Source organism: Streptomyces spororaveus (genome assembly GCF_016755875.1).
Lineage (GTDB): Bacteria > Actinomycetota > Actinomycetes > Streptomycetales > Streptomycetaceae > Streptomyces > Streptomyces spororaveus.
Genome location: NZ_BNED01000005.1, coordinates 1,943,500 through 1,957,961, shown reverse-complemented (window position 1 = coordinate 1,957,961; position 14,462 = coordinate 1,943,500). Strand labels below are relative to the sequence as shown.

The following is a 14,462-nucleotide window of genomic DNA, read 5'->3' as shown; positions in this document are numbered from 1 at the left end:
GTGAGCGCGGGTTCGGCCCCCGTAGACTCCGGTGCTCGTGACCGAGATCAGCACCACCACGCCCCCCGTCCCCGCCACGCCGGACCCGTCGGCGCTCGCCGCGGACGCCGAGTCGGTCGGCGCCGCCGTGGCCGCCGCGGGCCGGGGCCTGGTCGACCGCGAGACGGTCGCCGAGGTGGTCACCCTCTGCGCGGTCGCCGGTGAGCACCTCCTGGTCGTCGGCGCGCCGGGCACCGCCAAGTCCGAAGCCGTGCGCCGGATCGCCGCCCATCTCGGCGGCAGCTACTTCGAGTACCTGCTCGGCCGGTTCACCGAGCCGAACGAGCTGTTCGGCCCCGTCGATCTGCGGGGCCTGCGCGAGGGCAGGGTCGAGTTCGAGACCGCCGGAATGCTGCCCGAGGCCGAGGTCGCCTTCCTGGACGAGGTGTTCCTCGGGTCCACGGCCGTCCTCAACACCCTGCTCGGCCTGCTCAACGAACGGGTCTTCCGCCGCGGCCGCACCGTCCTCGACAGCCCGCTGCGGGTCTGCGTCGGCGCCGCCAACCACCTCCCCGACGACCCGGCCCTGGCCGCCTTCGCGGACCGCTTCCTCGCCCGCGTGTTCGTCGAGCCGGTGGCCGACGCCCGGCTGGAGGAACTGCTGGAGGCCGGCCGCCGCCCCGCAGCCGTGTCCGCCGCGCCGGGCGGCCCCGGCGGCCTGCTCGCCGCCGTCGACCGGCTCGCCGCCGCCGCCCGTGCCTGCGACCTCGACGAGGTCACCCCGCTGGTCGGTGCCGCGCTGCGCCGGCTGCGCGCCGCCGGGGTACCCGTCAGCGACCGCCGCGCCGTGCGCTCGCAGAAGCTGGTCGCGGCCGCCGCGGTGCTGGACGGCCGGACCACCGCATCCGCGCGCGACCTGTGGGTGCTGCCGCTGATCGCCCCGACCGCCGACACCCAGGCACTGGCCCGCGACACCCTCGCCGACCTGGTGGAGAAGGCCGCCAACCGCAGCCTGGTACACGCCGCCGAGGAACTGTCCCGCAGCACCGCAGCGCGCGCCGAGCGGCTGGCGCGCACCGGCACCGCCCTGCTCGCCGAGCACCGGACCCTCCCCGAGGGGCGTGACTCGCGTCTGCGGCTGGAGGCCGCACTGCGGGAGATCGACGCGGGCTTCGAGCCGGCCGACCTGCCGGCCGCGCTGGCCGGGATACGGGCCGAGCTGGTCGCGGCGGTCGCCCCCTCGTGACCGCCGACCGGCCTGCTCCGCCCGCCTCCGCCTCCGCCTCCGCCCCCGCGTCCGCCCCCGCCCCCGCGCCGTCGCCGTCCTTTCCGCTCCGGTGGGAGCGCCGTGAGCCCCCGCTGCAGGCTTCCGCCGTCCTCGCGGTCGGCGACGCGGTGCCCGGCCTGGCCGCCGCGGCCCTGGAACGGATCCGTGACGGCGCCCGCCTCGGTGTGCTCGCCGACGACGGTCCGGGCCTGCCGGCCGCCGACCGTGCGCTGCTGGTCCTCGGCGCGGAGGCGGACCTGCCCTGGGCCGACGGCGCCCGCTATCTGGGTCGCGACGCCGGCCTGCTGGTCCCCACCACCGCCCGCCCCGCACCGGCCGCCACCCTGTGGCGCCGGGCCGTCGGCGCGGCCGAGGGCCAGCTCTGCGTCCTCGTCCCCGGCCGTGCACTGGTCGCCGACCCGCCCGCGCCGGTCACCTCCCCGGACGCGCTGGAGGCCTTCACCCGGCCGGAGGGCACCGGCCCGGACCACGCCGGGGGCGGCGCCCGATGACGACCACCCGCCTGCCCGCCGCCCTCGCCCCGTGGGCCGGCACCCTCTCGGCCATCAGCCCCGAACTCGCCGTCGCCTTCGGCCCGTTGCTGCGCCACCTGGACGCCCTGGTCGGCGAGCGCGAGCCCGTCGCCGACGTCCTCGGCGACCCCGACGGCCTCGGCGGCCTCGCCCGCTCGGGCCGGCCGGACCAGCTGCTGCCGTCCGAGTGGCTGCTCGCCGACGCGTACCCGGACGAGTTCCTGCGCCGCTACGTCGACGGCGAACTGCTCCACCTGGCACCCGAGTTCCGCACCCCGGCGGCCCGCGGCAGGATCGCCGTGCTGGTCGACGCCGGCCCCACACAGGCAGGCGCCGGCCGGCTGGTCCAGCTCGCCGCACTCCTCGTCCTGCACCGCCGGGCCGCCGCACGCGGCACCGAACTGGTCGTCGTCGTCCTCGGCGACCCGTACGGACGCCGGCTCACCGGCGATCTCGCCGAGCTGCTGCCGGCCTGGCTGGCCGCGCGCCGGCCGGTCGACCCGACGCCCTCGGACGTGCAGCACGCGCGGGCCGGCCTGGACGCCGCCGACCAGGCCTGGCTGCTGACCTCGCCGCGCCTCGCCGACCGGCTCCCGGCACACCCCCGAGTCCTGACGAGTGAGCCCACCCGCTGGTCCGCCCGGGGCGCCGACCACGTCGTCGTACGGCTCGACGGTACGACGGCCGAACTCCGGCTGCCCGCGAGCGAGATCGCCGTACGGACCCTGCGCGGGGCCGAGTTCCGCCGGGCCGAACCCGCCCCCGTCGGACCGCCGTCTGCCGACGCCGACGCCGACGCCGACGGCAAGGCCGGCCGGGCGCTGCCCGCCTTCACCACCGACGCCCGCACCCTGCTCGCCCGGGGCCGGCGGGCCACCACCCTGCTCGCCGCCAACCTGCCGAACGGCGACGCCCGCGTCATCACCGCCGTCCGGGCGCGCCGTCACGACCTGCCCGGGCCGGTGCTCGCCGCCGGCCGGATCGGCCGGCGCCTGATCGCCCTGTACGTCCGGGGCGATGAGCTCGTCCCGTACGTCAGTGGCCGGGCGTTCGGCGAGCCCGGCGGCCACACCGCCGACCTCGCCGCCTTCGGGACCGACCGCGACGCCGCCGTGCCGGAGGAAATGTTCGCCCGCCCCGTCCTGCCGCTGCTGCGCGACGGCGCCGACCTGCTGCTGCCGCTGGCCGGCCGCTGGCGGCGGATCCGCCCGGACGGCAGCGTCGCCGACGACGGCGCACTCGGCCGGGGAGCGCACGACCGGCCGCACTTCGACCGGTTCCGCGAGCCGCGGCTGTTCGCCGGCGGGCCCCTGCACGAGGAGGCCCGCGACGCCCGCCACTTCCTGCACAGCGGTGGCTCCCAGGCCTGGTCGCAGGACGGCCGGACCTGGCAGGTGCGGACCGGGCCGGGGGACGAGTGCCGCATCTCCTTCCGTGAGAACGCCGACGTGATCGGCCTCGTCCACGACGGGGGGAGGCCCGCGCTGATCACCGTCAGCCGCAGCGGTCTCGTGGTGCGCGGCGTGCGCGCCGACGGTGTGCGGACCCTGACCCGCTTCTCCGGGGCCTCCGGGCCGCCGGCCGTGCACCCCACCCTGCCGCTGATCGCCGCCGAGATCCGGCCCGGCCGGATCGTGGTCGGCGACGCCAACACCGGCCGGATCCACTTCCAGATCGGGGGCACCGAGTGAGTGCCGGCCAGAGCGCGGCGTTCCGTGCCACCGTCACCGCCACCGGGTTCGTCCTCGACGTGCCCGTGATCGGCCCGGCCGAGGCCGCCGCGCGCGCCGTCGCCTCCTGGCAGGACGGCGCCGAGCTGCGCCGACTGCCCGACGGCCGCTGGCTGTTCATGCTGGCCGCACCCGTGGAGATCCGTGCCGACCGGGCCCCCGGACTGCCCGTCGTACGGACGGACCGCGGCGCACAGGCCGCCGTCGGAGCCGACGCCCGTGCCGCGGACGCCGGGCAGATCGCGGTGGGCGCGGGGGGCGTGACGGCCGTTCACCGGATGGCCGCGCTCCCGGACGTGGAACCGGCCGCGTGGCTCGACCTGTCCGGGCTCACGCTCCACCGCCCGCGGCCGGTCGGCGCCGCCGAGCCCGAGGCCGACCCCGTCGCCGAGTCCCTCCCGCGGCGGCCGGAGCCCGACCTGCGCGCGGCCGCCGGTATCGCACCCCGCACGGAGCGGGCCCGGCGGCTCACCGAGGACACCCCGGCCGGCCCCCGTCGCCGGTCGTCGTCGCCGTTCGCGAGACGGCCGGGGACGCGGCCGTCGTCCGGGACCGACCCGCTCGCCCTGGCCGCTGTCGTCCTCCTCGTGGTGCTGCCCCTCCTGGTCGTCGCCGGGTCGCAGGGCGGCGTCTTCCACGCCGGCCTGCTGCTCCTCGCGTTCGCCGCCGGCCCGGCAGCCGCCCGCCTCCGCCGGAGCCACAGGGGCACCGCACCGGGCCCGGAGGGCTCCGCCGACGCGGCCGCTGCCACCACCCCGGCACCGGAGCACGGCCGGTCGCGCGGCCGCGCCCGCCGCCCGCTGTTCGACGCCCTCCTGGCCCGCCTGGCGATGCGTACGGCAGGCCCGCTGATCCAGGGCCGGCACGCCCGCTACGTACGCGAGCTGACCAGGGCGTTCGAGCAGCGCCGCTGGGAGGACGCCCTGCGCGACGCGATCCGGCTCACGGACGGCCGGCCGGGCGGGCAGCGGCCCTGGCTCACCCTCGGTCTGCCCCGCCGCTACGAGGGCGCCCTGCGCCCCACGCCCCGGGTCGGCGTGTCCGGCGGGGCCTCCCCGCTGTCCGGCCCCACCGTGCACCAGCACCTCGCCGCGCTCTACCAGCGGGCCGCCGAGGAGCTCGAACGCGCGGGCCGGGTCGAGGAGGCCGCATTCGTCCTCGCCGACCTCCGGGGCGCCCCGGCCGAGGCGGTCGCGTTGCTGGTCCGGCACCGCCGCACCGTGCAGGCGGCCGAACTGGCGGAGGGCCGCGACCTCGCCGCGGACCTCGTGGTCCGGCTCTGGTGGCAGGCCGGCGAGCGGGAGCGCGCCGTCCGGACGGCCTACCGCCGGGCCGCGTTCGCCCCGGCCGTCGATCGCCTCGCGGCCGACGACCCGGCGGCGGCCCGCGAACTGCGCGCCGCCTGGGCAGCGCACTGCCGGGACTCCGGCGACCGGCTGGGCGCCGCCGAGGTGCTCTGGGCGGACGAGGCGCTGCGCCCGTCGGCGGCGGCCGACCTGCGCGACGCCGTCGCTCTGGGTGGGCCGACCCGGAGCCGGGCGCTGCCGTATCTGCTGGCGCTCGGCGCCGGAGAGGCGACCAGGGCGCTCGCCCTGGCCGTCCTGGACAGCGACGGGGACCCGGCCGCCACCGGACGGTCGGCGCTCGCCGCCGCCCTGGCGGAACTCCCGGCGGCCGACCCGGCGGCGGACCGTGAACTCGCCACCGCGGCGGCCCGCGCGCTCGTCCGGGACGGCGGCTTCGGCACGGCCCTCGGCGAGCGGGACGCGGGGCCCCGCCACCAGCGCCTGCTCAAGCGGGCCGACCCGCTGGTCGCCGCCGACCTGGCCAGGCCGCAGCGCGCGGCCCGCTCGGAGCACTCCACCGCGTACACCGCCGCCGAGCGGCCCGGCACGCTGCCGGTACTGGACGCGGCGCTGCTCGGCTCCGGCGCCGTCCTCGTCGCCTGCGGGCAGGCGGGCGTCCGGCTGCTCACCGCCGACGGCCGGACCAAGGCCCGCTGGGACGTGCCCGCCGACCAACTGGTGCTGGCCGACCACGGCGGCGCCGCGCTGCTCGTGGCCGGCTACGGCCGGGTCCGGGAGGTCTCCCGCCTCGACCTCGTCACCCGCTCGGTCCGGCGCTGGACGACGCTGAGCGCCCGGCAGATCGTTCCGTCCTTCGACGGCCGGCACCTGATCACGGCCGACGACGACGGCATCACGGTGCTGGACACCCTCGCGCCCCGGCCCACCGTGGTCTGGCGCGAACTCGGCCGCGGCGAGCGGCTGGCCGGCCGGCTCGCCCGTACCCCCGCCGGGTGCACGGGTGTCGTGGTCTCGCCGCTTCCCGACGGCACGCAGACGGCCGAGCTCTGGCGCTGGGACCTGCCCGGCTGGGAGCTGCGCTCCCGCTCCCGGCTCCGGCCGGACGCGTTCCGTCCCGGCCGATCCGCGGCGCTCGCCTCCGGCGGCCTGCTCGCTGCCGAGCCGCAGCCGGCGGACGGGCCACCGAGCAGCACCGTCCTGCACTGGACCACCGAGGGCACGCCCGCCGGTCCCGGCGCCGGTGCGCGCATCGAGGGCGTCGCGCCGCACGGCCCGGTCGCCGACGGCGACCACTGGGCCCTCGCGGTGCCCGGCCCCGACGGCACCGGAGTCCTCCTCCACACGGGCGCGGGCGCCGGTTCGGCGCCCACCGCGACCGTGTCCTTCCCCCAGGCCGGCATGCAGGCCCCGGGCATCCGCCGGCACGCCGAGGCCGTCACCCACTGGCACCGCTCCGGCCGTGTCCTCGCCACGACCCCCGACGGCGCCACCCTGCTCGCCCATCTGCGCGTCACGGCTGGCTGAGGACGGACGACGAGGCAGGGCCGGGCCGGCGCCGTCTCACGGCCCCGGCGTGGCCCGCAGCGCCGACGGGCCGGCCAGGGCCTTCGCCGCCGCCAGGCTGGCGGGCCGGCCGAGCGCGGCCCGGGAGGTCTCCCGCAGCAGCACGGCCGCCCGGAACGCGGCGGTCGCCGCCGCCCCGTGCCGGCGCCCGTAGAGCCGTACCCGGTTGAGCGTCAGCAGCGTCCACAGCCGGGGTGACACCTGCGAGTCCCCGCCCAGATGGGTGGCCGTGGCCGCGGGCTCCAGCCGGGTGACGAACCCGCGGTCCCGCGCCCGCAGGCAGTACTCGGTCTCCTCCGAGTACAGGAAGAAGGACTCGTCCCAGGCCCCGCACGCCTCCAGGCACTCCCCGGACAGGGCCATCAGCGCGCCCGTCGCCCAGTCCGCGACCGTGGCCCGCTCGTACGCGGCCGGATCGGTGACCAGCTCGCTCCAGTTCGGGAACCGCCCGGCCCGGCGATTGCCCAGCACCGCCTCGCCGAGCGCCCGGGTCACCCGCGACTCGCGGCGCAGCGAGAGCAGCAGCGTACGGCCGTCCTCCTCGTACAGCAGCGGGACGCTGATCCCGACCCGGCCGCCGCCCGGCGCGTCCGCGCCCAGCGCGTCCACGAGCACCTTGGCGCAGCCCTGCCTCATCCGGACGTCCGGATTGCAGACCAGGGCCGCCCGGAAGCCGCCCTCCCACTCGCCGGCGGCTCCGAGGGCGGCGTTCACCCCGGCCGCGTAGCCCGCGTTGCGGCCGGTCTGGACGACCGTCGCGTCCGGGGCCAGGGAACGGATCAGCTCCACGGTGCCGTCGGCCGAGTCGTTGTCGGCGACGGCCAGCCGCCAGTCGAGCCCGGCCATGGCCTCGGGCAGCGAGGCGAGGAACTCCGGGAGCACCCGGGCGCTGTTCCAGGTGACGACGAGGACCGCTACGGGGCCGGAACCCGGATCCGGTCGGCGGGCGGCGGGCTGGCTGAACTGCATGAGGACTCCACGGTTGCGGGCTCCGGCGCCGCGCGCCGGATGAACCCGAGATAGCTGCCCCCCGCGGCGATCGTCAGGAAGAACACCCCGGCGAACATCGGGAAGCTGAGGGCGTCGAAGGTGGCGGCGATGACGAGGGAGACCAGGGCCGAGGCGAAGAAGGCCTGCCCCAGCTCCCGGTCGGACTCGGTGCGGGCCAGCCTGCGGATGGCACCGCCCTGGTGGATTCCCGTGAACAGGAGGACCAGGAGGGCGATCAGCCCCACGAGGCCCATCTCCGCCAGGGTGAGCATGTACTGGTTGTCGGTGAAGAAGAACAGCTCGGGCAGGAAGGTACCGAACCCCCGCCCGAACAGCGGCCGTTCGGTGAGGTAGGGGACGATCGCGCTGTACTTGACGGTGCGGGCCTGGGTGCTGCTGTCGGAGTTCGTCACGAACGAGGCGAAGAGCGCGGTGATGGTGCCGATCAGCCCCGGGATGATCACCTTGAAGCAGGCCACCGAGCCCATCAGCAGCCCGATCGCGGCCCACCGCCGCTCCGGCTTCCAGCGCAGCACCATCACCAGGACCACGATGAGCGCCCCGATGATGGAGGTGCGCGACACCGTCAGCGGCAGCGCGCCCCCCATCAGGACCACGGGCCCCCAGCGCCGCCAGGCGCGCAGGTGCCGCCGTACCGGATCGAAGGCCTGCTGCACGGCGAAGGGCAGCAGGATGGCGAGCATCCCGCCGAACTCCAGGGGCTGCGCGGTGGTGGACCGCGGCCGGGTGAAGGAACCCCGGTCCAGGGTGGTGATCTGGGCGACGCTGGACTGCAGGCCCGGGATCGAGATGCTGTCGGCGATGTTTGTCGCGGTGAAGAAGTCGTAGAAGCCGACGGCCGCCACCACCGTCCCCATCACCACGGCCCGGCGCAGCAGTACGTCCAGGCGCTCGCGGTCCTGGATCCCCGCGGAGACCAGCACCACCAGGGACACCCACACGAGCAGCCCGATCAGACCGCGGTCCGCCGCGAGGACCTCCTTGTGCGAGCTGCCGCGCATCGCGTTCGCGACGTACGAGGCCAGGACGGAGAAGGCCAGCAGGCACATCACCACCCGCGGCAGCCGGGTGCCCGGGGCGGGCCGGATCCGGCCGGTGATCCAGGCGGCCAGGTACCAGAACAGGCACAGCAGCGCGAACACGTTGGCCGGGGTGCCCACCCCGCCCATGCCGGGCAGGGTCAGGTTCGAGGGGATGAAGAAGGCCAGCGCCAGATAGCAGCTCAGCAGGGCGGTCGCGTCCAGCTGCCGCCCCCACGGCTTGCGGCGGCCGCGCCCCCGCGCCGGGGCGGCCGAGGCCGCGCGCCTGCGCCGCAGCGCCGCCAGCAGGCTGTCCGTCAGGAAGGAGAGGGTGAAGGCGGCCGTGGTGCCCAGGATGAGGACGCCCAGCACCTGCTGGTAGCGGCCCTTCAGCTGCGGCACCGGGGTCTGCGGCAGCACCACGGGGGCCGTCTGCACCATGTACGCGGGCTTGACCTCGGCCGCGGCCTGGAGCGCGTTGAGCGTCTCCCCGGCGAAGGCCGTCAGCTGGTTGGTCTCCTCCAGCACCTTCTCCCGGTCGGTCCCCGTGACGGTCAGCGTGAGCATCGGCCCCGAGGTGTTCGCGGCGAACCCGACCGTGTAGGGGTCGGTCACGCCGATGCCCTGGAGGTCCCGCGCCGCGTCCGTCCCCGACAGGGTCCTGATCAGGACATCCGCGGTGACCACCAGCGAACCGCCGGCGTTCGAGATGGGGTTGCCGAAGGCGGGGGCCAGTTCGGCCACCGCCGTGGAGTCGAGCAGCGCCACCGAACTCTGCGACTGGTAGGCCACGGGCACCGAACGGTACAGGTGAGCCCCCGCGAGCAGACTGATCAGCGTCAGCGGCACCATCACGTACCAACGGCGCCGGAGCACCGCCACGATCTCACCGATGCTCATGAACACCCCCCGGGGAAACCGCAATTGATGGCGGACCTACCCATGTCCTGGAAGGATCGGTCACAACGGAAGGAATCTCTGTGTCGCCTGGTGAGTTGGTCCGCGCGCTGCGTCGGCGCTGGTACGTCCTGATCGTGGCCGCGGTGCTCGCCGCCGCCGGAGCCGTGCAGGTCCTGCACCCCACGCAGACGTACCTGAGTACGGCGATCGTCGTGCTCAAGCCGCCGGTGACGGACAACCAGCCCAACCAGCTGGCCAATCTGCAACCGCCGCTCGCCGCCGTCTCCTACGCGGCGGTGCAGCAGCTGGACTCGCCCGCCGGGGCCGACGAGCTCCGCGCCGCGGGCGTGACCGGCACCTACCGGATGATCCCGCGCAACAGCGGGACCAGCGTCACCCCGCGCTACCTGATCCCCTCGCTCCAGATCCAGGCGGAGCAGGCCGACCCGGTCGCCGCCGACACGGCGGTCCGGAAGATCATCGACGTCTACACGAAGCACCTGGGCGACATGCAGACACAGCAGGGAGTCCCGGACTCCGCGCGGATGAGCGTGACGCTCCTGGTGGCGCCCACCGCGGCCGTGCAGACCGGCAACAAGAGCCGGGGCCTCGCCGGGGCCGCCCTGCTGGGCGGTGTCGGCGGCGTGGTGGCGGCCCTGTGGACCGACCGGCTCCTGACACGCCGGAGCCGGCGCCGGCGCCGGCACGAAGCCGCCGCCGACGCCGGTCCGGTGGTCCGGGCCGAGGAGCCCGAGCGGGCCGCCCTCGCCGGGGCGGCCCGCTGAACACTGCGTTCGCGTCATCAAATCCCTCGACGCTTCCAGGACCGCCACCACAGCCACTCGCGCCCCCGGTCCGCCACGGCCGAGAGGACGAGCGGCTGGAGGTACGGCATGGCGCGCGGGCCGATGCGCCGGCGCCTGAGCAGCGCCCGGTACTCGGCCAGCCTCGTGTAGCCCGCGGGCAGGCACTCGGCCGCGAACTCCACGAGCTCGTCGACCGGTACCACCGCGGTGCGTCCCCGGTCGTACGCCCGGTAGGCGCGCCGCAGCGCGTACCGGGCGAGCCGGGTCCGCGCCGACAGCGCCAGCCGGTCGGCCCCCGGCAGCAGCCCGGAGCACTTGTCGAGCACCGAGTCGAAGGCGACCAGGCGCTGGCGCAGGTCGTCGAGCTGCCCGCCGAAGTCCGTGGTGGACATGTTGTTCCCGTGGACCCGGTAGAAGGCCTGGTCGGCCCCGCGGATGTAGCCCACGTCGGCGTGCGCCGCGAGCCGCATCCACATCTCGATGTCGCCGGCGTGCGGCAGGTCCGGGTCGTAGCCCCCGACCTTGCGCTGGAGACTCGTGCGGACCACCACCTCGGGTGAGGTGATGCACCCGGTGCCCTCCCGGAACCGCCGGTCCAGCCACCACCGTCCGGGGTAGACGACCGATCCGGTGCTCCGGGTACGGGCCGCGGGAAGCGGCCCGCCGTGCTGGAAGCGCAGCGGCCTGCCGTAGGCGAAGCCGACCTCCGGATGCGCGTCGAGCAGGGCCGCGGCGCGCACCAGGGCCCCGGGGACCAGCCGGTCGTCCGCCGACAGCAGGGCGACGTAGTCCCCGTCGGCCCACTCCAGCAGGCCCTCGTTGTAGGTGGCGATGTGGCCCTTGTTGCTCTCGTGGACCCGTACCTCGATCCGCGGGTCGGCGGCCGCCAGCGCGCGGGCGACCTCCGCGGAGTCGTCGGGCGAGGCGTCGTCGATGATCAACACCCGCACGTCGACGCCCTCCTGCTCGTCCAGCACGCTCTTGACGCAGTCCGCCAGGAAGTGGCCGTACTTGTAGCAGGGGATCACCACGCTGACCGTGCTCACTGCCCGCTCACCTCCGTGGACAGCCCCTCCTGGAGGGCGGCCGGTGCGGTGGTGGTGAAGATCGGGCCGACCCAGTAGTTCACCGAGCCGAAGGTGTTCGTGGGGAAGGCCGTGGCCGCCCCGTACTTGTAGAGCCCGTTGGCGCTGCCGGCCGCGTCGGCCGGGGCCACCAGCGGATAGGAGCGGTGCGCGCCGGTGAAGTAGCCGCCGTCGACCGAGTAGTTGCCGTTCGGTGCGTGGTAGGAGGCCACGTACGTGGTGCCCGCCGTGACCGGTACCGCCGTGGCGAACTGCAGCTGCTGCCAGCCGGAGACGGTCTCGCTGCCGAAGGTGCCGGTGGCGAGCAGGGTGCCGGAGGCGGACCACAGGCTGCCGGTGTGCGTACCGGTGTTGCCGGGGCCCTTGTAGAAGGTGACGCCGGTGACGTAGCCGTTCACCGCGGACTGGAACCGGGTGCCCAGTTCCACGGAGTTGGCGTCGTCACCCACGTTGGCGGTGCTCGGTGCCGCGGCGGCGTTCCACAGCGTGCACGGGCAGTTGACCGCGGGCGGGCTCGTGCTGGTGGTGAAGTTCCACGTGACCGGTGCGGCCATGGCGTTGCCCCACAGGTCGGCGGCCTGGACGGACGCCGTGTAGGTGGAGTTCAGGGCCAGTTCGGAGGACGGGGTGAAGGTCGCGCTGTTGGACGCGCCCAGCACCTTGGTGCCGGGAACGGCCGTGCCGCCGGAATCCTTGACGGAGAACACCAGCGTGTCCACGTCGACGGCGTTGCTGAAGGTGGCCGACATGGCCGCCGTGATCTGGGTGCCGGTCGCCGCGGACTGCGGCGAGGTGGCGGTGACGGTGGGCGGGGTGGTGCTGGCGGTCGCGGTGTCCAGGACCGCGTCCACCCAGTAGTTGCTGCCGGAGGAGGCGGTGGACGGGAACCCGCCCGTGCCGCTGTAGCGGTAGACGCCGTTGCCGCCGTCGGTGCCGCTCTTCAGCGCGGTGAGCGGGGCCAGGCCCGCATCGCCCGCGGCGAAGGTGTTGTCGAAGGAGTAGCCGCCGTGCGGGGCGAAGTAGGAGGCGACGTAGGTGGTGTTCGCCTTGACCGGGACCGGCGTGGCGAAGTTCAGCTGCTGCCAGCCGGAGGCCGTCTCATTGGTGAAGGTACCGGTGGCCAGGCGCTGGCCGGAGCTGCTCCAGAGGCTGCCGGTGTGGGTGCCGGTGTTGGCGGGTGACTTGTAGAAGCGGACACCGGTGATCGAGCCGGCGACCGAGGAGCGGATCTTGACGCCGAGCTCGACGGCGCTGCCGTCACCGGCGTTCACGGTGCCCGGCACGGCCGCGGCGGGCCACACCGTGCAGGGGCACTGCTGGGGTCCCACCGTCAGCGGCACCGTCGTGGTGGCGCCGATGTTGACGCTGTCGTCCACCGCGCGCACCTTGATCTGCGCGGCGCCGGGGACGGTCGGGGTCCACTTGTAGCTCCAGGATCCCAGCCCGGTCGTCGCCTTCCAGGTCGTGCCGCCGTCGGTGGAGACCTCCACCCGGGCGACCACACCGCCGCCGGTGTCGGCGGCCGTGCCCGTGATGGTCACGGGCCGCAGCGCCGGTACGGTGGCGTTCGCCGCCGGGCTGGTCACCGTCACGGCCGGGCCCACGGTGTCCGTGGAGGCGGTCGAGGCGATCAGATCGCTCTGCAGGGACTTCGGCTGGACGCCCATGTCGGCGAAGACGTTCACCGTGGCCTGCTGCATCCGCTTGTCCGCGGTGACCACCGCGTCGTCCGGGTTGCCCGTCGGCATGTTGGTCAGGCCCCAGGACCACTGCACCGTGCCCGCGCCGAAGACCAGCGCGTGCGAGGTCTGGTCGCGGAAGGCCACCAGGCTGTGTGTCGCGGTGCCGTTGCCGTAGGTGTTGCCGTAGTCCTTGAGGAGCTTGCCGTCCTCGATGTCCACCGTGGTGGAGGACATCGTGATCTGCCCGGCCGGCCGGCTGGCGTTCTCCACGTCGCTGTCCCACTCGTAGCCGAGCGTGCCGGTGGGGAACGTGGCGGTCTGCGAGGGGGTGAGGTTCGCGACCGTGGTGTTGCGCCACAGCCGCTGCTTGGCGAAGGTCCCCGGGACGGTGATCGCGTCGCTGCGGTAGCCGTTGACGCTGAACATCGAGCCGGTCAGCTGGTTCTGCGGCTGGAAGGGCCGGCCGTTCGTGGCGCTGGCCGGGTCCATGAAGGTGCCGGTCCAGATCCCGCTCGGATCGGGGACGCCGTTCGGCTGGGGGAAGGACAGCTTGGTCTCCTTGTACGAGACCAGCGTCCGGTTGGCGGTGCCCGCGCCGTCGATGCTCGGCGCAAGGCGGGTCTTCCAGAAGACCTCGTTGCCGCTGAAGTACGCCTGGTGGACCCCGGCCTTGCGCGCGTTCAGCGCGTTCGTGAACTGCTCCTGGGTCCAGTACTCGTCGTGCCCCGAGGACAGGAAGACCTTGTGGTTGCGCAGCAGGGTCCCGCCGCGGACCGACATGTCGACGCCGGACATGTAGCTCACGTCGTAGCCGTTGCGCTCCAGCCAGGCCACCATCTGGAACTCGGAACCGTAGATCCCGTTGTCCCCGCCGATGTCCATGGGCCGGTTGTAGCTGACCTCGTACGCCCGCCCGTCCGGGGCGGGGCCGCCGCCGTCATACAGGTCCTGGCCGCCGTAGTTGTTGTACGCCTGCCAGGTCTGGTCGCTGGTCTGCACGACGATGTCGGAGTGGCCGGCGTCGTTGCGGACGACGAACGGGTACGGCATCACGCCGTTGCCGTCCGCCTGGTCGAAGTTGACGACGTAGAGCCCGGACACGGCGTCCGCCGGCACGGTCCACGTCGCGGTCACGGGCCAGTTCCCGCAGTCGACCAGGCCGGTGGCGGGCTTCTTGGCGCAGGTCGCGGGGTTGCCGCCCGGCAGGAAGTTCGCCGGGTACGTCTGGGCGGCCTGGGCCGCGGTCGACATCAGGCGGGCACCGCTGCCCCCGTAGTGGCCGAGGCGGTACACCGACACCCTGTACGCGGTCGGCGACTGGATCTTGAACTGCACGGTCTCGCCGGCCTGGACGCTCGTCTGGGCCGGGAAGCCCTTGATGTCGCCGTACGCACTGGGCGCGAACCACTCCTCCATCGGCGTGCCGGGCTTGGAGTTCTCGCACACGATCGCGTTCGTGGTGGGACCGCAGGGATCGGCCGCACCGGCCGGTGCGGCCGGTGGCAGGACCGTGGCCATCAAGGCCGCGATCACGGTGAAGAAACCGTAACGGAGCAACCTTGTCCGTCTGTTCATCTGGA

General features: G+C 74.9%; 9 protein-coding genes. 5 read left to right on the top strand and 4 right to left on the bottom strand.

The features are described 5' to 3' along the window. Window positions 1-37: 37 nt before the first annotated feature. The 4 genes from Sspor_RS11555 to Sspor_RS41080 are packed head-to-tail and all read left to right on the top strand — an operon-like array spanning window position 38 to window position 6,340. Window positions 38-1,225: an AAA family ATPase gene (locus tag Sspor_RS11555; protein ID WP_237403809.1), complete on the top strand. Its 1,188-nt coding sequence runs from the start codon at window positions 38-40 to the stop codon at window positions 1,223-1,225. After that, a complete protein-coding gene (locus tag Sspor_RS11550) occupies window positions 1,222-1,758 on the top strand; it encodes a bpX5 domain-containing protein (RefSeq protein WP_202199024.1) in 537 nt (178 codons plus the stop codon). Before Sspor_RS11555 ends, Sspor_RS11550 begins: the two co-directional genes overlap by 4 nt. Further along, the gene (locus Sspor_RS11545; RefSeq protein ID WP_202199022.1) at window positions 1,755-3,470 is read left to right on the top strand and encodes a hypothetical protein; all 1,716 of its coding nucleotides are present in this window, start codon (window positions 1,755-1,757) and stop codon (window positions 3,468-3,470) included. Before Sspor_RS11550 ends, Sspor_RS11545 begins: the two co-directional genes overlap by 4 nt. Then, window positions 3,467-6,340, top strand: coding sequence for a bpX6 domain-containing protein (locus Sspor_RS41080; RefSeq protein WP_202199021.1), 2,874 nt, complete (start codon window positions 3,467-3,469; stop codon window positions 6,338-6,340). Before Sspor_RS11545 ends, Sspor_RS41080 begins: the two co-directional genes overlap by 4 nt. A 36-nt stretch (window positions 6,341-6,376) precedes the next feature. Here the strand turns inward: Sspor_RS41080 and Sspor_RS11535 are convergent, their stop codons facing one another. Further along, window positions 6,377-7,348, bottom strand: coding sequence for a glycosyltransferase (locus Sspor_RS11535; RefSeq protein WP_202199019.1), 972 nt, complete (start codon window positions 7,346-7,348; stop codon window positions 6,377-6,379). Beyond that, window positions 7,294-9,309 (bottom strand): O-antigen ligase family protein, encoded by a 2,016-nt coding sequence (locus Sspor_RS11530; protein ID WP_202199018.1) that lies wholly within the window; start codon window positions 9,307-9,309, stop codon window positions 7,294-7,296. The genes Sspor_RS11535 and Sspor_RS11530 overlap by 55 nt, the downstream gene beginning before the upstream one ends. 80 nt (window positions 9,310-9,389) lie before the next feature. On the opposite strand from Sspor_RS11530, the gene Sspor_RS11525 reads away from it, so the two are divergent. Beyond that, window positions 9,390-10,094: a Wzz/FepE/Etk N-terminal domain-containing protein gene (locus Sspor_RS11525; protein ID WP_202199016.1), complete on the top strand. Its 705-nt coding sequence runs from the start codon at window positions 9,390-9,392 to the stop codon at window positions 10,092-10,094. A 17-nt stretch (window positions 10,095-10,111) separates the two neighbouring features. Here Sspor_RS11525 and Sspor_RS11520 read toward each other — a convergent pair whose 3' ends face one another. Together Sspor_RS11520 and Sspor_RS11515 are read right to left on the bottom strand one after the other, a co-directional pair. After that, complete coding sequence (locus tag Sspor_RS11520; protein ID WP_202199015.1) at window positions 10,112-11,161, bottom strand: glycosyltransferase; 1,050 nt, start codon at window positions 11,159-11,161, stop codon at window positions 10,112-10,114. Then, a complete protein-coding gene (locus Sspor_RS11515) occupies window positions 11,158-14,457 on the bottom strand; it encodes a DUF4082 domain-containing protein (RefSeq protein WP_202199013.1) in 3,300 nt (1,099 codons plus the stop codon). The genes Sspor_RS11520 and Sspor_RS11515 overlap by 4 nt, the downstream gene beginning before the upstream one ends. Window positions 14,458-14,462 lie beyond the last annotated feature (5 nt).